This window comes from Pseudomonas baetica, assembly GCF_051216495.1.
Taxonomy (GTDB): Bacteria; Pseudomonadota; Gammaproteobacteria; order Pseudomonadales; family Pseudomonadaceae; genus Aquipseudomonas; species Aquipseudomonas baetica_B.
On record NZ_JBPKAM010000119.1, the window covers coordinates 1 to 16,367 of the forward strand.

Consider the following 16,367-nt stretch of genomic DNA (forward strand, 5'->3'; position numbering starts at 1 on the left):
AAAACAACCAACAACCCTACTTTTGCCGCGGTTCTCCCGTTCTTTTGCTGACCCCCCCCCCCTCCCCCCCCCGCTCCTACAGAGGTAACAAACTATCAGGCCACCACCTGATAACACGGCACATACGCCGCGCCGCCAGGCAACTTCATCCGGTGCTGGGCGACGAAGGCCTTGAGCAATTGATCCAGTGGCTGCATCACCGCCGCATCTCCACGGATCTGGTACGGCCCGTGTTTTTCGATCAGGCGGATGCCCTTGTCCTTGACGTTGCCGGCAACGATGCCAGAAAACGCTCGGCGCAGGTTGGCGGCCAGCTCATGAGGTGGCAGGTCACGGCTGAGTTTCAGGTTGGCCATGTTTTCGTGGGTCGGGTCGAACGGGCGCTGGAAGCCTTCGTCGATTTTCAGCAGCCAGTTGAAGTGGAACGCGTCGTTGCGCTCGCGGCGGAACTGCTTCACTGCCTTGAGGCCGGCGGTCATCTGCCGGGCGACTTCCGCCGGATCGTCGATGATGATCTGGTAGTGCTTTTTGGCTTCTTCGCCCAGGGTGGCGCCGACGAAGGCGTCGAGTTGCTCCAGGTAGGGTGCCGCGTGTTTCGGGCCGGTGAGGATGACCGGGAAGGGTAGGCCTTCGTTGCCTGGGTGCATCAGGATGCCGAGCAGGTACAGAAACTCCTCGGCCGTGCCGGCGCCGCCCGGGAAAATGATGATGCCGTGACCGACGCGGACGAAGGCTTCCAGGCGCTTTTCGATGTCCGGCAGGATCACCAGTTCGTTGACGATCGGGTTCGGTGCCTCGGCAGCGATGATCCCAGGTTCTGTCAGGCCGAGGTAGCGCCCGCCATGGATGCGCTGTTTGGCGTGGGCGATGGTGGCGCCTTTCATCGGGCCTTTCATCACGCCGGGGCCGCAGCCGGTGCAGACATCGAGGCTGCGCAGGCCCAGTTCATGGCCGACTTTCTTGGTGTATTTGTATTCTTCGGTGTTGATCGAGTGGCCACCCCAGCACACCACGATCTTCGGCTCGACGCCGGGGCGCAGGGTGCGAGCGTTGCGCAGCAGGTGGAACACGTAATCGCTGATGCCCTGGGAGGTGCTCAGGTCGATACGTTGGCTGTCGAGTTCGTTTTCGGTGTAGACGATGTCACGCAGGGCGCTGAACAGCATTTCACGGGTGCTGGCGATCATCTCGCCGTCGACGAAGGCGTCGGCCGGGGCGTTCAGCAGTTCCAGGCGTACGCCACGGTCTTGTTGGTGAATGCGGATCTCGAAGTCCTTGTAGGCTTCGAGGATGGTTTTGGCGTTATCGACGTGGGCGCCGGTGTTGAGGATGGCCAGGGCGCATTGGCGGAAGATGTCGTAGGTGCTGCCGGATCCGGCTTCGCTCAGTTGCTGGACTTCCCGTTGGGAGAGTGTTTCCAGGCTGCCTTTCGGGCTGACCGAGGCGTTGATTACTTGTCGTTGGGTCATTCAAAGATCCTTAAAACGATGCCACTGCCAAAGAACGGCATCCGAATAGTGTGTATCCACAAAAGAAGATGGCACTGAATGCGTGGTCTCGCCATGTCCCCATTTGACGATGAAAAGATGAAAAGGAGCCCCAGCATAGCTAAATCCCTCGCAGAGGCGATAATGGCCCGCGCTTTTTGTGCGCCCGCGAGACTTTTTATCATTGAAGCCAAGGAAACCCGAGGTCATGTTCGAGATTCAGCCGATGAACGCCGAAACCTATCGGCAACAGACACGGCGCAGCACGCTGATTATTGCGCTGACGTTCCTGGTGCTGGCGATGATGCTGTCCACCGCGGCAGTGACCTTGTTCGGCGAGCCTGGCGGGGACAATCTGCGCTTCAACATCGGCGGCGTGTTCGCCGCGGTGCTGGTGATGGTAGCGCTGATGCGCAAGGTGTTCTGGACCCAGGCGTGGATGGCGCCGGCGGTCTACAGCTGGCAGCTCAAGCGCAGCCTGATGAGTGTCACCAATGTGATGCACCACGTCACGGCGGCGGTAGAGGCGGGCGATCCGACGGCCATGAAGTTGTTGCGCTTTTACCACCTGGGGTTGAACCAAATGCATCAATTGGACGGGAACTCCAGTGACCATGGTCAATTGCGTCGGGAAATGGAACAGCACGAAGCGCGGATGCAAGCAATGGGTATCGACGCCGAACAGACGCGACTGGATCCTGCGTGGCTGGAAGCGATGAAACGAACATCCGTCTAGTCTTGTCTGCTGTAGCGCATCAACTGTAGGAGCGAGCTCGCTCGCGATGGTCGTGAACGATAACGCGTGAATCCAGATGCCCTCGGTGGCCTTGAGTTTTTCGCGAGCGAGCTCGCTCCTGCAGGGGGCAAGCCCAACCATCAAGGAGGAGGAAGCGTCATGGGGCATCCGTCCATCTACGACCGAATCGAGGAGAACCGGCCTGGCGTCGCCAGGATCAAGGTCCGTTCGGCAGTCATGTTGCTGGTTGCGGTGTGTCTGTCGATGACGCTGATCGTCGGCTGGGAAGTCTGGAGTTCGCGTCAGTACCATCTGCATGACAAGGAAGTGGCAATGTCCAACCTTGCGCAGACCCTGGCCTCACAGGCGCAGGCTTCGATCAAGCAGGCGGATACACTGCTGTTCAGCCTGGTCGATCGCCTGGAAAACGACGGCATTGAAGGAGGCCGGCTCAATCGTTTGCAACGCTTGCTCAGCGCCCAGCGCAGCGAACTGAGTCAGCTCCACGGCCTGTTCGTGTACGACCAGACTGGACGATGGATTGCCAACTCCAACGGCGTGCAGGTGGGGGGCGCCAATAATTCCGACCGTGAATATTTTATCTACCACCGCGATCATCCCGACCGCGGGCCGCATATCGGCCCGGCGATCAAGAGCCGTTCCAGTGAAGAATGGATCATGACGGTGTCGCGGCGCATCAATCACCCCGATGGCAGTTTTGCCGGCGTGGCGCTGGCGACGCTTTATCTGAGTCATTTCCTGCAGCTCTACGACAGCATCGACATGGGCACGAACGGCGTGATCAACCTGATCGCCGACAATGCCAGCATCATTGTGCGCCGACCGTTCAATGAAGCGGATATCGGCACCAGCCTGGCCAAGAGCCCGCTGTTCACCCAATTGTTGCCCAACGCCAGCGCAGGGACGGCGATGCTCAAGTCGACCATCGATGGGGTCGAGCGGGTGGTGGGTTATCGACGCGTCGAAGACTATCCCTTGATTGTCTTTGCCGCGCTGAACAAGGACGAAGTGCTGTCCGGCTGGCGCAAGGAATCGATGCTCAGCGCCGTGATCGTGGCGCTGTTGCTCAGCTTCCTCGGCGTGCTCGGTTATCGCCTGATCAAGTTGATGAATCAACAGAACCGCATCCAGGTCGAGTTGCTCGGGTCCCAGGAAAAACTCCTGGAGCTCAATCGCAACCTGGAATTGCTGGCGCTCGAGGACGCGCTCACCGGGCTGGCCAACCGGCGTCAGTTCGATCTGTTCATCCAGTCGGAAACGGGCCGGGCCCGGCGCAACCAGACGGGTCTCGCGCTGCTGATGATCGATGTCGATCATTTCAAGGCGTTCAATGATCGCTATGGCCATCTGGCCGGGGATCAGTGTCTGCGCAATATCGCCGTCATCATCATCGACCACATCAAGCGCCCCGGTGACCTGGCGGCGCGTTTTGGTGGCGAAGAGTTTTCCGTGGTGCTGCCCGGCACCGACTATGTAGGGGCGTTTCTGGTGGCGGAAAAAGTTCGCCGGGCGGTGCAGGAAGCGGGTTTTGCGCACAGTGACAGTCCGGAAGGGATGGTCACCGTCAGTGTCGGTGTGTGCGGTTACGATCCGGCGCAGCAAGCCCGCATCGAGGACCTGATCGGTGCTGCCGACAAGGCGCTGTATGTGGCCAAGACCAGCGGGCGCAACATGAGCGTCATTGCCAATTGACCGGCGACGTCAGGTCGATACGCATCTCTGTGCGAAGACCCATTCACCAAGAAACTCCAGGCGATCGTGCGATGCGGTGATTTGGACTGAAGCTCAGAAATCAATCTCGAAATAGAGGGCGGTACTGCGCAGGCCTTTCGTCAATGAGGTATTGCTCGGCGGTTGATCTGTCCGAAGGGTAAATCCACGCGACTTCGTGGCTTCCTCCAAAGCGTCCATCAATGTTTTGAAGGGAATATCTCCCCATTTACGCTTCAGCGCCATGGCATGGTCCACCGGGACAATGGCTACCTGCAGATTCTCCATCAACTCAAGCCCGTATTCGCGGGCGGTGGCGTTGGAGCTGCCGTGGTGCCCCACTTTGTAGAAAATGGTGCGGCGCAGCAGGTCCGGCCCGGTGACTTGTGTACCTTCCGGGTCAGTCCATTTGCGATCCTTCCAGGAAAGCCAGTTGCCCACCTGCGCATCGGCTGCAAAGAGCAGGACTTCACCCTCATTCAGTTCGATGGCCATCACCAGGCTCGTATTGTTGACGACGTTATCGAGTTGGAGGGCGAGGCCGGTAGCATCGTCCAGCCAGGCATCTTCGATGCGCCGCCAGTCTTCCTGATTCCAGTAACGCGCCTGAAAAAAAGGTACCGACTGGGCAACCTGGGCGGGAATGTTGTAGGGGCGGGCAAAAGGTAGCTGTGATTCGTCTTCGTTGATTGCGGGTGTGAGGTATTGATTAAAGGCCTCCAAGGCCAACTTGTAGGTGGTCTTGCTGCCGGGACTTTTGGGCCCGTTCATGTTTCTGAGCTTGTCTTCTTCGCGTGGCGGGCCAAGTACATAGATCTTTGCGCCAACGTTCGGCAGGTCGTGAGGGGGATCGGTTTCCGGATTCCAGTACTTCACGTTCGCCGTCTTGTTGCGTACCGCATCCAGTGCAGACTGAGTGGTTATCCGTGCTGAAGCACCGAAGAAACCCAGCAGCTCCATCAGGGGGTGTTCGCTATCCGGGGCGTCCATCTGCAGGCGCATGGCCGCAGACTGCAGCATAGCGAGTGCTTCATCGTTGTCCTTTCTCAGCTCGCGCGCTTTTTCATCGTCAGGGTCCTCCGTCCAGGCCATCCAGACTTCGCCGACGTTCAACTTTGCAAAAGCATCCTTGGCTTGCACGAAACCAGAGAGGTGGTCCCAGTGTTTGTGAGTGGCCACCAGCAGATCAATGTTGCCACCACTTTCCGTCAGAACATCCTCCATGACATCCGTCATCATTTTCGTGGCATTCGCGGTACCAATGATGACGCCGCAATCGATCAGGATTCGGTAGGTGGCTCCCCCGTCGGCGTGCAACGTCACCAAGTGGCAGTCACCCAGTCCATGACGGTATATCCGCACCGTGGCACGACACTGCTTAGTGTTCATGGTCACCTCAGTCGCCGCTTCGGTGTATGAGAGCGAACGGTTCGCTCGCCATAGCCCGAAGTCCGCGGTACTTGTCCTGCATGGATTGAGCGCGCTCTGCCTGGAACTGTTGCTGGCGCGCAAGGCGTGCCGGCTGATTGATGCGTTTGCGCACGACATAGGTCACCTGCCAGGTGGCCAGGTCGATGACCAGCGTGACGCCGCCGCGGAACACATTGCCACTGCCGTCCTGTGCGTGAAGGGACTGGGTCAACTCAACCACCAACTGTGACAGCAGTTGCCCATCCGGACCTACACGTCGCAGTGGCCGCACCGAATGGACCTCAATTCGGCGCATATCGCAGATGACAACGTTGTCGCCGATCCGAAGACGATATTTAGGGTCTGCATGGCGATACAGTCCGAGTGCCGCCAGTTCGGAGTCGCTGACCTGCTTCGGATTCATCAACCAGCGATGGAACTCCCTGGCATTGTCCTGCGATGTGCGCCATGCCGATTCGCGGCTTGTCTGAAGCGTCCATTGAAGACTCAATTTCGGCAACAGTTTATGCAGTGTACTCAGCGGTTCCAGGGGCGGCTCCCAGCGCAATGTGTCGACTGAGTAACTGCGCAATCCTTCGGGGTAGATTCCGCGGGCCATGAACGCGGAAGAAAACGCAACCCGGTAGCCATAGGGGTCCGACGGCACCAGATCGTGATCGGCGGTTATCAACGCTCTCAGGAAATCACCGAAGGTGATGTCGACCGGAGGGCAGTAGTCCAGGGCTCGGATGCATATCGAGAGAATGTGCCTGGCCACGGTGCTGGCTACATGGGTCAGGGCATCGACGAGATCGGCCTGGAGTGCGCCTTGGGGCAGAACTTCCGAGCCGTGGGTGGCAAGCCGGATAGGCACCTGAGCTCGTCTGGTATAAACCTGCAGGAACGCATCGAATACCGCCGAAACGAGCACCGCTCCTCGATCATGGGCTTCACTCTGGCTCTGATAATCCTTCGATGTCGGCACACGACGTTTCCAGGTTGGTTGGCTGTCAGCGTTCACTCCCCCGGTGCCGATTGCGTCCCTCAATGCCTTGTAATGACCAGTAGCCTGGCCGAATTGGACAGCCAGCCAAGCCAGCATCGATTGTTGGCTCAGATCTCCACGCGAATGCGCAAGCAATTCCCGAAGAGAATCGCGCAGGGTGAAATGCTGGAAAAGGGCAACGATATCGGCGAACCCTTCGTGGAAGGCCAGCACGTCCGGATTGGTGGGTTCGATGAAGCGCCGATGCAGGCCATCGAGCAACGCATGGGTCGTTTCATGGGCGACGATGTCGTGGGAGAGCGCACTGAAAATGTACTCGCTGGCCACGCCACTGTTTCCGTCGGATGAGCTGAAGTAGCCCAGCAAGAGTGCTTTGCGTTGAGGGCTGTAGTAGGCGTTAGCCTCTCGCAAGGCATGCGGGTAGATGCGCAGGCGCTGCACGTAGTCCGATTTCTTGCCGACGAAACGGGGCGCCCAAAGTGCAACGCGACCTAAAGCGCTCTCGAAGTAACGGATGGTCTTCATGGCAACGGCATAGGCCATTTGCTGGTGGAACTGTGGGTTCGCTTCGGAGGGCTGCAAGCCGTCGGTGGCCAAAAGACGGGGATCATTCAGATCCACCGGAGCGTAGCTGCAGCCGCTGGCGGGATCGACATCCACGACTTCCAGGTATTCACCGACTGGCCCTGGTTGCAGATCATTCTCCCAAGGTATCTGGATTGTCGTTTCATTGATGCCCACCGTTTCCAGCGTACGTCCCAACGAAGGATCGTAGGCATACACGCGTAGTCTGCGGGCTACCGGGGTGGGGGGCACGGGCAGCAATGCATGTTGAAGGTGATGATCGCCCAAACCGGCAATCGGGGTTGTCGCTGTGTGTGATGATGTCGTTTGATCGGGGCCTGACGGTCTGTTGGATTGGTCCAGTTGCAGGGCTCGCCGAAGCGCTTTGGAGGCCCTGGGGTGCTGAGACAGTGCTTGGGCCAGAGCAACGCGATGAGCCAGGCTGAGGGTGTCCGGGTCGACATCCGGATCCGGCAGGATCGCCTCGATCGCGGCTGACTGGGAAAGCTGCAAGGCCTCCAGCTCCAGCATGCGTTGTTGTGCGGTACCAAATTGCGCCATGCCAAGTCCAGTCAGGACCCGAAGAAACGGGAACGAGACGGAGTCGACCTTTTCCTTTCTATCTTGCAGGGCGTCGACGGTGGGAGCGGAGACCATAAAGGCATCGAGTGCTCGAAGTTCCCCGTGTCCCAGCCTGGCATGTTCGGTGTTGACTGCCGTTATGAACAAGGCCGTGCGTACAGCCTCCACCCGCATCCATTTTTCCGGGTAAGCGTTCCACTTCGCCCGGTTCTTTTGAATCCAGATGGCGGCCGCGGCTGCTATCTGTGGGGTTGCAGAAGAGGTACCGCCGCCATTGAAGTCAACTGTGCTGGAGCATCCGAATTTCGCTCGCGGGATGTTCGGCGTATACGCAGCCATGGCCGTACGCATTTTGCTGCCCGGTCCATAATTGCCGGCCATGAGGGTGACAGGAAGATCAGCATAAGGTTTGTGGTTTGCCATCACGCCACACGCTGCAATGACCCGATTGAATCTAGCCGGATAGACAATGTTGTGAGTGGGCGCATTACCAAAGTTGTTGCCTGCTGCCGTGACCAGCACGACACCTTCTTCATAGAGGGCGTTGACCTCTTCGGCCCACAGCTGACTGGGCAATCCGCCCAAACTCATCGTCACAACCTGAACGGCCGTATCGGGGTTTTTGCAAAGGTCTCGAACATAGCGAAGCGCATTGACGATCGCGCTGTTGTAGAACAGCTCAACCCGGTTAGCCACCCGGATGGGGACTACCTTCACGAAAGGGGCGGCGCCGAGGCGGTTCATTCCTGGTAGCGGATTTCCGGCGAGTATGCTGAGCGTGGCAGTGCCATGCCCAAGATTGTTCACCAGGCCGGAGGAGTCGTCAGAGGCATCACCGGGACGGCTTTCATCGACAAAATTCCGCTCCAGATCGCGTTCCAGATTGACGGGTCGACTCTGGTGCTGGCGATCATATCCAGTGTCCAAATGCGCAACGCGCACCGCCTTGGCTGGCGATACATTTCCAACCTGATTCAGCAGAGCATCGAACTGACCGTGCTTAAGGTCCTGATACCAGAAGTCGTCATTTTCCGTGGGGTACTTCGTATCCTGAGAATCAGGTGCGCATGAGGCGGCCAGCGCTATAGCCTGATCCTCCCGTGAACCGGAAATCCAGGATTGCGCAAAATCGGGCTCTGCGAATTCGGGATGCGGCCCCCCATCCAGACCCACACCATCAGAGACGAATGCGTGACAGACGTCCCACGGATTGACGGTGTCGAGGGGGGTAGTGGGTTCGACCAGATGCCATACGGGCTGCGCAGCCACTCCCGGTTGTGCCTGCGAATCGCATTCGTACAGGGGGATGATATTAAGTTGTCTGCCGGCCACGGATAACTTTGCGCTATTCGGCGCGGGCAGCATTTTGACGAGAAACCGTTGGACGCTAGGCATGGGCGGAGGCTCCGCTACGCTGCAATACAGTCCTTTGCGGCACAGCTGAAGCCGCATCCACAATCGCACGCGACAAGCCGTTAGCACCGCGCGATCGCACTTTTCAGCGTAGACGCGCTTTTGGCATTACTGCCGGTGCGTGGGGTGCCGATTGTCTGGAATGTTGCCTGGACGACGAAAGGGCCTGTCACTTTCGGCGTTGACATAGCGGTCTGCCAACAGGCTGCCATTCATCGAATCTGATCTAGCCTGATGTGAAACCTGCCTTGGGCGACCACAAGGAGACGTAGCATGGAAGTCGGACAAATCTCTCACGCAACCATCTATGCCCGAGTCCCTTGGAACGACACCAGGATCGATCTGATTGAAGGTGGCCTGTACCGTTTTACTGCTGATGGGACATGGTGGGATCTTGTCATCCGAACAGATGCGGATGGGTACCCGACCAAGGGTTGGCCACAACGGCATTTCGAGTCTCGACGCGTTTTGCCTGATGCGCTTTGGTTTTGCCTGCTCGGGGTCATAGCGAACAAGGAGGGTACTGCGTTTGTCATGGGTCGCAGCGGTGAGGTAGAAGCACAGGGCAATGGCCGATTGTTTTGCTGTGCGAATGACGCGCCGGGGTTCTACTTCAACAACTTTGGCAAGCTGCGACTTGAGGTAACCCGTATTCGATGAGTACCCGATTCGCTTTACGCCGGCAGTCGTGACGATTGGCCCCTTAGCACCAGGACTCGAAGGCGATGTTGCTGTTCATCACCTTCGAATGACCGCTCTCCTTTCAACGGCAGGCTAATCCTGATCCAGTGGTGTTTTGCACTGACCTCCACCGCACGGTGCGTCGTGTGTAAGAGGAGGGCCATCCCAGCCGGCCAGGGCTCCACTTCGATAGGTGCCTGGCGTGTGTTCGCATGTTGCCAGGACATCACCGCGGGGCAGGCATTCTCCAGGAAATAGCAGATCCCAGAGTTGATGGTCCCAGTCCACGCTGTTGTGTATGGACATACCCAGTGATGTGGGGTGCCGGGTTTTGGTTGCGCCATGACTGTTATCGGGGCCGAAGGAGTAAAGCAACCGTTTGTACCTGGCGCCGGCAGGAGGTTTGGGAACGGGCGTTCTCGGGTCAAGGTCGGCGCCATGATGCGGCACAACCATCGCCACCGGTGGCAATGGCGTCAGTTCGCTTACGAAGTACCGATAGTCGCAATCGCCGGTCAGTAACCAACTTCTGGGTGAAGGATGGTTGACGGCCTCTACTGCGAGGACAATGCCGCTGTCGTTACGGTCGGGTCCTTTGCCCAATGTGAATCGGATTTGCTTGCCATTTCGTAACGCCGCGACGCCAATGGTTCCCACGGAAGCACTGTAGATGAGAATTTTCCCGCCATTTGCAATAACGTCGTAGGCAAAAGCCACATGCAGAGGGCTGACGTCTTGAAGAGGGGCAATCCAGGTGCGCTTCAGTGCGGGGTGGTGGCCGTTGATTTGCACGGCGTAGGCGCCAGCCCAGTGATCGGCATCCCAGTGAGATAACACAATGGGTGGTTCATCGGTAAAGCAGAACGACAATGGAAAGGGCGTCGTGCTCTGGTTTCTGTAAACCCCCGCACCCAGGTCATAGTAGAGCGTTGGAACACCGGGTTCAGCGACTCTCGACATCGACATGATCGCATTGGCATTGCCCTGTCCGACATCATAGACCGCAAGATAATCGGCATTTTTGTGGGAGAGCATTGCTTCGAATTCAGCTGTCGACAAGGTGGGTAACTGATTGAGAGAAAAGATCCCTGACAGGGATTTGTTTTTTCTGGACGACGGCAGCTTGCCCTGTACATAAACCGGTACAGGATTTGTGAACAGGCTGTTATAGAGTTTCGCCCGCTCGTATCCGACCTGGCGATGGGGCAGGACCTCGAACTCAAACCAGCTGCTTTCCAATGCACCGGTCAATGCGGGGAAGGTCGATCTTTCGCGTGGATTAGGAAGTGCGCCGGCTTCGAACAAATTAGTACCAATGGGCATCTCAAGTTCGAGTCGATAGGTCGGCATGGACTCAAAAGGGTTATGGGCATTTGGATGGTTTTTTTGTTTTTTCCGGTACGCCCAGGCCAATTCGCAGCGCCAAGGGTGTTCTAAATCCATAAGTGGGTCCTGCTGGCCTTGAGCATCGAGCCACTGCGCATCGACGAGGTCGAAAGCAACAAGCAGAACTTTCGAGGCTTCAGTGGCTTCGATGTGATCGAGACGGGCATAGGCGCGTTGCAGGCTGGGTATTGTCGGGTCTTCAAGACGCCGCAAGTGAGGATTCATCTGTCAGTACCTCATCGAGGGTGGATGCGAGTGCTGACGACTTAACAGCAACGCCTGTTGGCTCAAGTTCACTGAATTGTTTTTTGTTTGGCCTGGCGATCCGGGTGGCGCAGTTCTATCTATTCTATGTGGCGATCAGGTTTTATTAATCGTAGCGACACATCCCAGATGTGCCACTGCGCTCTGATTACCAATGCCGCAACATCTAACGGTTTAATGGAGAGTCCGATGGCACGACAATTAGTGATCTGTCTGGATGGAACAGGGAATCGTTTCAGTCACTGCCCTACCAATATCATTAGATTGGTTCGCTCCCTGTCGGACGATCCCGCAAAGGTGTTGACCTATTACGATCAGGGCGTGGGTACCTTTGGTTTGAAGGAGACACTCTTCGAATGGCAAAAAGTACCATCGCGGGTTTTCGGACTGGCCTTTGGATGGGGCATCAAGCGCACCATTGAAGGCGCCTATCGCTTTATTGCCGAAAACCTGACAGAAGAAGATGAACTTTATATTTTTGGATTTTCTCGCGGGGCCTACGCGGCCAGAGCGCTAGCAGCGGTGATTCGGGCAGTGGGTGTCGTGCCACGCCATCAAACGCATCTTTTTGAGTATGCCTGGTCGATACTCATGGCGCGCAGCGGGAAGGAAAAAAAGCCCGACTTCAAACTGCAGGGGCGTTTCCAGTCCACGTTCAGCCGGCGAGTCAATGTGCACTTCCTGGGGTTGTTCGACACGGTCAAGTCCGTTGGCTGGGTCTACGATCCCGTGAGCATTCCTTTCACGGCCGATAACCGAAATGTGGAGATCGTACGTCACGCAATGTCACTGGACGAAAAACGGTGTTTTTTTCGCCAGAATCTTTGGGCCGATGACGCACTGCGAACGGATGTCAGGCAAGTCTGGTTCCCCGGGGTTCATTCGGATGTTGGAGGAGGGTATGCGGCCGACCAGGCTCAATTGGCTCTGGGGGCGTTCCGCTGGATGCTGGGGGAGGCGATAGGCGCGGGTTTGCAGGTTGACCTGAGCAAAGTCAGGAAAGAGATGATCAGTGGCAGTGTTCGGGATGCCTGTGCACCGATGCATGACTCCATGACTGCTAGCTGGAAAATCGCCGAGTGGGTACCAAGACTGGTGTGGGACCGAGAAAGGTCCAGGCGCGTTCTGAAGATCGGGCAGATGACACCCTTGCGAAGCCCCAAGTCGCGATTTATTGCGTCTGACGCCTTGGTCCACACCTCACTTGAACAACGTTTGAAGGGGCTGCCCTCATACGATCCATCTAACTTGCCGGATAAATACACGGTGGTAGCTGATGACCGAAGCGTTGCCGGTCTACCGTGATGTTTTCAGATCGGTAATACGCTTAATTCTGAAAAAATATAAGTGTGTGCATCATCAGGCGCGCGAAGACTCAACTAATCTCAGGGTCTTGCATCAGTCAAAAGTTGTTAGTTGATTTTTAACCGATTAACCAAAGTCTGTCGGAAGGGTAGCGTTCACATGAACGATACAGTTGTATTACTGCCACTCCTGGTCGGTGTGTTTGTGGTGGCGACTTTGATGGAGTCGGCACTTTCAACACTGTTCCAATGGCGTCTTTATCTTGAGTTTTTTAATGGGCGTGCATTCAAGACACTGGTGATGATTGTCTTTGGCTATGCCGTTGTCTTGCAGTTTGACTATGACATATTCAATAAAATCATCATCCTGGCAGGTGGTGTAAGCAATCCAGGCTATTTATCATTATTCCTCTCCGCCTGCGTTCTGGCTGGAGGTAGCGCCGCCATCTACCAACTGTTCAAAACGTTGGGGTTGCGCCCCCCCGCTGAACCCCTGCAAGAAAAACCTGCGCCAGCGGCGGGCAAGGCATGGGTATCGGTGCGGATAGTTCGAGTCAAGGCAGTGGGGGAAGTCAGAATTCACATCGATGAGATTGCAGACCCGGCCCAAGTCATCGGCTCGCCACCCCAGCCACCGATTGCCGGTGTCGTCGGTGGGCAATCGAACGTGTGGCAGCGCTTTAGAGGGGTGTTCCTTGCCGATGCTATGCGTTTGCCGGCCTATGGTGGACGAACCCTGGAAACCGGCAAGATCTATCGGATAGTCGCTACCGGTAAAACCAGGCAGGAGAACCCCAATGATCCTCTCTTGCCGTTCTTGAGTGAAATCTATGTGGGCAAGTTTGCAGAGCGTGCGATTGTAGATTTTGTTTTTACCGTTTAATAAACGAGCAGCAAGAAACGCGGGCCTCAAAAGGTACGGCAGATGACCTGGCTGGCTTGAGGTTTGGCAGTTCTAGCTGCCGTGACATCTCTTGTATTTGCTGGATATTGAAAAGCGCTGCCATACGATCCGGGACCTGATCACTCAAACTCGTCACTGCCTTGCACCAGTCGGTTGGCGAGGTACGATTGCTGGAGTTTTTCCAGCCACCAGTTCAAGGCGCGGCCATCCTGATCGCCGCGCCAACCGGCGTACAGGACGTTCGGTTCGCGTGGGTCTGCCATCTGTTTTTCAATCAGCGTGCCGTTCTTCAGCAACGAACTGACCCGATGCCTGGGCAACCAGCCGACCCCCAGGCCGTCGCACTGGGCGAGGATTTTCGCGCGCATGGTCGGCACTGCCAGTACCGATTGCCCGCGTGAGACACCGTAGGTCCGACCTTCGGTGGTTCTGGACGAGTCGGCCACGACGATCGCCCGGTGCTGCGTCACCATCGTCCTGGTAATTGGCTCGTTGGCCTTGGCCAGTGCGTGTTTAGGCGAGACGGCGAACACCCACTCCATTTCCCCCAGTTGCATCCAGCGCAGGTTCGCGATGGCCGGAGGTTCGTTGGTGGCACCGATGATCAGGTCCGCGCGGCCCTCGCGCAGCGCCTCCCACACGCCTTTAAGCACTTCATGGGTGATGCGCAGCGGCACGCCGGATTGCAGTGCATCGAATTCGCGGATCACCGGAATCAAGGTGTCGAATTCCAGCAACTCGTCGGTGACGATCCACAACCGGCTCTCCCAGCCATTGGCCACTTGTTGCACCCGTTGCGTCAGGCGCGAGACGTCCTCCATCAGTCGCGACGCCTCATTGACCAGCAACTCGCCGGCGGGGGTCAGTTGCAGGCGATAGCGGCGACGATCGAACAACAAGGCATCGAAACGCTCTTCCAGCTGCCGAGCGGAATAGGACACCGTGGACGGTGCCTTGCCGAGTCGCGCTGCCGCCCGTGACAGGCTGCCGGTTTCGCGGATGGCCTCCAGCAGCGCCAGATCGTCAGTCGACAGCATGGTTTCAATCCTTGGTGGGAAATGAGGATCAAAAGATCGCCCTGATCACTCGAAGATAGACCACCAGGTTGATCACCAACACCAATGCGCCCAGCCACAGTTGAATGGCCGGTGTCAGGCCGGCCGGATAAATGATCGGCCACACATAATGTTCGATGAATCCGTCGCCGTAGCCGCTTTGTCCGGCAGCATGGCGCATCAGGTTTTCCCAGTGCGTCAGCGGGCAGGGCCAGTGGAATAATTCCACGGTTACACCCCAGGCGACGGCAGGCAGGTGCCACCACATCATGTGGCGCCATTTCAGCACCAGCAACCCACCGAGCAGCACGAACAGAATGAACGCCAGGTGAAACAGCACCAAGCCGTCAGCGGCGATCCGATAGAGCATGTCGACTCCCGCAGGTCTCAGGCGAATGGTTCCATGGTACTCGCGCGAGCTGGCGATGAACGGCAATGTGCGCAAGATTGTTCAAGCCATCGGCACGCGAGTGCTGGCACAGTCACAGGTCTTTCCCTTGGTTGTAGAGCGTTATGTCCAACTCACACTTGCCGCGCAGTGCGTTCCTGCGTGGCGCCGCGGCGATCATGCCGCTGTCCCTGGCGACTGCGCCCTGGGGTTTGCTGGCCGGTTCCATGGCCATCGAAGCCAACCTTACGCCCCTGCAAGGCCAGGGCCTGTCGAGCATCGTGTTTGCCGGCGCCGCGCAGTTGGTCGCCATCGGCATGCTCAAGGGCGGGGCGGGGATCTTTTCGATCCTGCTCACCACGTTATTGTTGACGTCCCAGCATTTGCTCTACGGGATGAGCATGCGTTCGGTGATCTCGCCATTGCCCGGGCGCTGGCGCCTGGGCCTGGGTTTTCTGCTCACCGATGAGTTGTTCGCCCTGACCAGCCAGCACGACAAGCAACAATTTGACCGCTGGTATGCCTTGGGCGTGGGCCTGACGTTCTACATCGCCTGGAACCTCTTCACCCTGGCCGGGATCGTGCTCGGTAGCAGCATTCCGGGTCTTGAACACCTGGGCCTGGACTTCTCCATCGCCGCCACCTTCATCGCCCTGATCACCCCGGTGGTGCGCAATGTGCCCACCGTGGTCTGTGTCGCGGTGTCGCTGTTCTGTTCGGTGTTGTTCAGCTATTGGCAATGGGGTTCGGCGCTGGTGCTGTCGGGGTTGGCGGGGATGACCGCCGGATTTATCTGCAACAAATTCCAGGGAGCACGCACATGATGGTCTGGGCGGTGATTGTCGGCATGGGCGTGTTGGTGTTTCTCAATCGCTATGTCTTTCTGGAACCGAGGTTGCCGGTGCGCCTGAGCAGCAATGCCCGGCAGTTCCTCGGTTTTGCGGTGCCGGGCATGTTGACCGCGATCTGTGGGCCCATCGTGTTCATGCCCGAAAAGCAGTTGAACCTGCAATGGGACAACCCGTACCTGATCAGTTCGCTGGTGGCGGTTGGGCTGGTGCTGTACACGCGCAATACCTTGCTCAGCATGTTGTTGAGCATGGGGTTTTTCTTTTTGCTGCGCTGGTGGCTGTAATTCGGGGCGCGGGAAAGTGTTCTACGCTTAAGAATGGATGAACGATCCCTTCAGGAAGAGAGGTGAACATGGCCAACGAACCCAAACGTCCAGAGCCGGAAGAAGTCGAGGATGAACCCTCGGAAGAAGAGATTGAGCAGCAGAAACGTTCGGTGCCGGACTGGAAACATCCTGATGATGGTACAGAACTGTCGGAGCCTGACCGCAAGTTCTGAGTTGCCGTTGAAGCATTGAGCAAGGCGTTGTTTTTTGTGGGAGCGAGCCTGCTCGCGAAGGCAGTGCGTCAGTCGACGATGAGTTGCTTGACCCAACGCTTTCGCG

Annotated in this window: 14 protein-coding genes; 8 read left to right on the forward strand and 6 right to left on the reverse strand. The window is 57.4% G+C overall.

Translation table 11 applies throughout. The features are described from left to right. Nucleotides 1-95: 95 nt before the first annotated feature. Nucleotides 96-1,469 carry a nucleotide 5'-monophosphate nucleosidase PpnN gene (gene ppnN / locus ACSFE6_RS27315; protein WP_435430512.1) on the reverse strand — a complete coding sequence of 458 codons (1,374 nt, stop codon included), beginning with the start codon at nucleotides 1,467-1,469 and terminating at the stop codon, nucleotides 96-98. 226 nt (nucleotides 1,470-1,695) lie between these two features. On the opposite strand from ppnN, the gene ACSFE6_RS27320 reads away from it, so the two are divergent. Then, entirely contained in the window at nucleotides 1,696-2,223 is a 528-nt protein-coding gene (locus ACSFE6_RS27320) for a DUF3087 domain-containing protein (protein ID WP_435430513.1), read from the forward strand. Nucleotides 2,224-2,382: 159 nt separating this feature from the next. Beyond that, entirely contained in the window at nucleotides 2,383-3,936 is a 1,554-nt protein-coding gene (locus ACSFE6_RS27325) for a sensor domain-containing diguanylate cyclase (RefSeq protein WP_435430514.1), read from the forward strand. Between the two features lie 93 nt (nucleotides 3,937-4,029). On the opposite strand, the gene ACSFE6_RS27330 is transcribed toward ACSFE6_RS27325, so the two are convergent. Continuing rightward, a complete protein-coding gene (locus ACSFE6_RS27330; protein ID WP_435430515.1) occupies nucleotides 4,030-5,343 on the reverse strand; it encodes a hypothetical protein in 1,314 nt (437 codons plus the stop codon). 7 nt (nucleotides 5,344-5,350) lie between these two features. Beyond that, nucleotides 5,351-8,911, reverse strand: a complete 3,561-nt coding sequence (locus ACSFE6_RS27335; RefSeq protein WP_435430516.1) for a S8 family serine peptidase — start codon at nucleotides 8,909-8,911, stop codon at nucleotides 5,351-5,353. Nucleotides 8,912-9,202: 291 nt separating this feature from the next. Between ACSFE6_RS27335 and ACSFE6_RS27340 the strand changes: the two genes are divergently transcribed. After that, nucleotides 9,203-9,589: a hypothetical protein gene (locus ACSFE6_RS27340; protein ID WP_435430517.1), complete on the forward strand. Its 387-nt coding sequence runs from the start codon at nucleotides 9,203-9,205 to the stop codon at nucleotides 9,587-9,589. A gap of 114 nt (nucleotides 9,590-9,703) precedes the next feature. On the opposite strand, the gene ACSFE6_RS27345 is transcribed toward ACSFE6_RS27340, so the two are convergent. Continuing rightward, nucleotides 9,704-11,221: a hypothetical protein gene (locus tag ACSFE6_RS27345; protein ID WP_435430518.1), complete on the reverse strand. Its 1,518-nt coding sequence runs from the start codon at nucleotides 11,219-11,221 to the stop codon at nucleotides 9,704-9,706. 228 nt (nucleotides 11,222-11,449) lie between these two features. On the opposite strand from ACSFE6_RS27345, the gene ACSFE6_RS27350 reads away from it, so the two are divergent. Both ACSFE6_RS27350 and ACSFE6_RS27355 read left to right on the forward strand, forming a co-directional pair. Further along, a complete protein-coding gene (locus tag ACSFE6_RS27350; protein ID WP_435430519.1) occupies nucleotides 11,450-12,565 on the forward strand; it encodes a DUF2235 domain-containing protein in 1,116 nt (371 codons plus the stop codon). 159 nt (nucleotides 12,566-12,724) lie between these two features. Continuing rightward, nucleotides 12,725-13,447 (forward strand): hypothetical protein, encoded by a 723-nt coding sequence (locus tag ACSFE6_RS27355; protein WP_435430520.1) that lies wholly within the window; start codon nucleotides 12,725-12,727, stop codon nucleotides 13,445-13,447. 140 nt (nucleotides 13,448-13,587) lie between these two features. On the opposite strand, the gene ACSFE6_RS27360 is transcribed toward ACSFE6_RS27355, so the two are convergent. Further along, the gene (locus ACSFE6_RS27360; RefSeq protein WP_435430521.1) at nucleotides 13,588-14,505 is read right to left on the reverse strand and encodes a LysR family transcriptional regulator; all 918 of its coding nucleotides are present in this window, start codon (nucleotides 14,503-14,505) and stop codon (nucleotides 13,588-13,590) included. A gap of 28 nt (nucleotides 14,506-14,533) precedes the next feature. Next, entirely contained in the window at nucleotides 14,534-14,893 is a 360-nt protein-coding gene (locus ACSFE6_RS27365; RefSeq protein WP_435430522.1) for a DUF2784 domain-containing protein, read from the reverse strand. A 143-nt stretch (nucleotides 14,894-15,036) separates the two neighbouring features. Here ACSFE6_RS27365 and ACSFE6_RS27370 point away from each other — a divergent pair, with 143 nt between their 5' ends. From ACSFE6_RS27370 to ACSFE6_RS27380, 3 genes are all read left to right on the forward strand, one after another. Then, nucleotides 15,037-15,735 (forward strand): AzlC family ABC transporter permease, encoded by a 699-nt coding sequence (locus ACSFE6_RS27370; RefSeq protein WP_433740203.1) that lies wholly within the window; start codon nucleotides 15,037-15,039, stop codon nucleotides 15,733-15,735. Next, nucleotides 15,735-16,046 carry an AzlD domain-containing protein gene (locus tag ACSFE6_RS27375; protein ID WP_178076748.1) on the forward strand — a complete coding sequence of 104 codons (312 nt, stop codon included), beginning with the start codon at nucleotides 15,735-15,737 and terminating at the stop codon, nucleotides 16,044-16,046. Before ACSFE6_RS27370 ends, ACSFE6_RS27375 begins: the two co-directional genes overlap by 1 nt. Nucleotides 16,047-16,114: 68 nt before the next feature. Next, a complete protein-coding gene (locus tag ACSFE6_RS27380) occupies nucleotides 16,115-16,261 on the forward strand; it encodes a hypothetical protein (protein WP_435430523.1) in 147 nt (48 codons plus the stop codon). The last annotated feature ends 106 nt before the right edge of the window (nucleotides 16,262-16,367 follow it).

Excerpts from the sequence above, each read along its gene's own strand:
- ppnN (WP_435430512.1), bottom strand. The coding sequence starts at position 1,469 with ATGACCCAACGACAAGTAATCAACGCCTCGGTCAGCCCGAAAGGCAGC.
- ACSFE6_RS27320 (WP_435430513.1), top strand. The coding sequence starts at position 1,696 with ATGTTCGAGATTCAGCCGATGAACGCCGAAACCTATCGGCAACAGACA.
- ACSFE6_RS27325 (WP_435430514.1), top strand. The coding sequence starts at position 2,383 with ATGGGGCATCCGTCCATCTACGACCGAATCGAGGAGAACCGGCCTGGC.
- ACSFE6_RS27330 (WP_435430515.1), bottom strand. The coding sequence starts at position 5,343 with ATGAACACTAAGCAGTGTCGTGCCACGGTGCGGATATACCGTCATGGA.
- ACSFE6_RS27335 (WP_435430516.1), bottom strand. The coding sequence starts at position 8,911 with ATGCCTAGCGTCCAACGGTTTCTCGTCAAAATGCTGCCCGCGCCGAAT.
- ACSFE6_RS27340 (WP_435430517.1), top strand. The coding sequence starts at position 9,203 with ATGGAAGTCGGACAAATCTCTCACGCAACCATCTATGCCCGAGTCCCT.
- ACSFE6_RS27345 (WP_435430518.1), bottom strand. The coding sequence starts at position 11,221 with ATGAATCCTCACTTGCGGCGTCTTGAAGACCCGACAATACCCAGCCTG.
- ACSFE6_RS27350 (WP_435430519.1), top strand. The coding sequence starts at position 11,450 with ATGGCACGACAATTAGTGATCTGTCTGGATGGAACAGGGAATCGTTTC.
- ACSFE6_RS27355 (WP_435430520.1), top strand. The coding sequence starts at position 12,725 with ATGAACGATACAGTTGTATTACTGCCACTCCTGGTCGGTGTGTTTGTG.
- ACSFE6_RS27360 (WP_435430521.1), bottom strand. The coding sequence starts at position 14,505 with ATGCTGTCGACTGACGATCTGGCGCTGCTGGAGGCCATCCGCGAAACC.
- ACSFE6_RS27365 (WP_435430522.1), bottom strand. The coding sequence starts at position 14,893 with ATGCTCTATCGGATCGCCGCTGACGGCTTGGTGCTGTTTCACCTGGCG.
- ACSFE6_RS27370 (WP_433740203.1), top strand. The coding sequence starts at position 15,037 with ATGTCCAACTCACACTTGCCGCGCAGTGCGTTCCTGCGTGGCGCCGCG.
- ACSFE6_RS27375 (WP_178076748.1), top strand. The coding sequence starts at position 15,735 with ATGGTCTGGGCGGTGATTGTCGGCATGGGCGTGTTGGTGTTTCTCAAT.
- ACSFE6_RS27380 (WP_435430523.1), top strand. The coding sequence starts at position 16,115 with ATGGCCAACGAACCCAAACGTCCAGAGCCGGAAGAAGTCGAGGATGAA.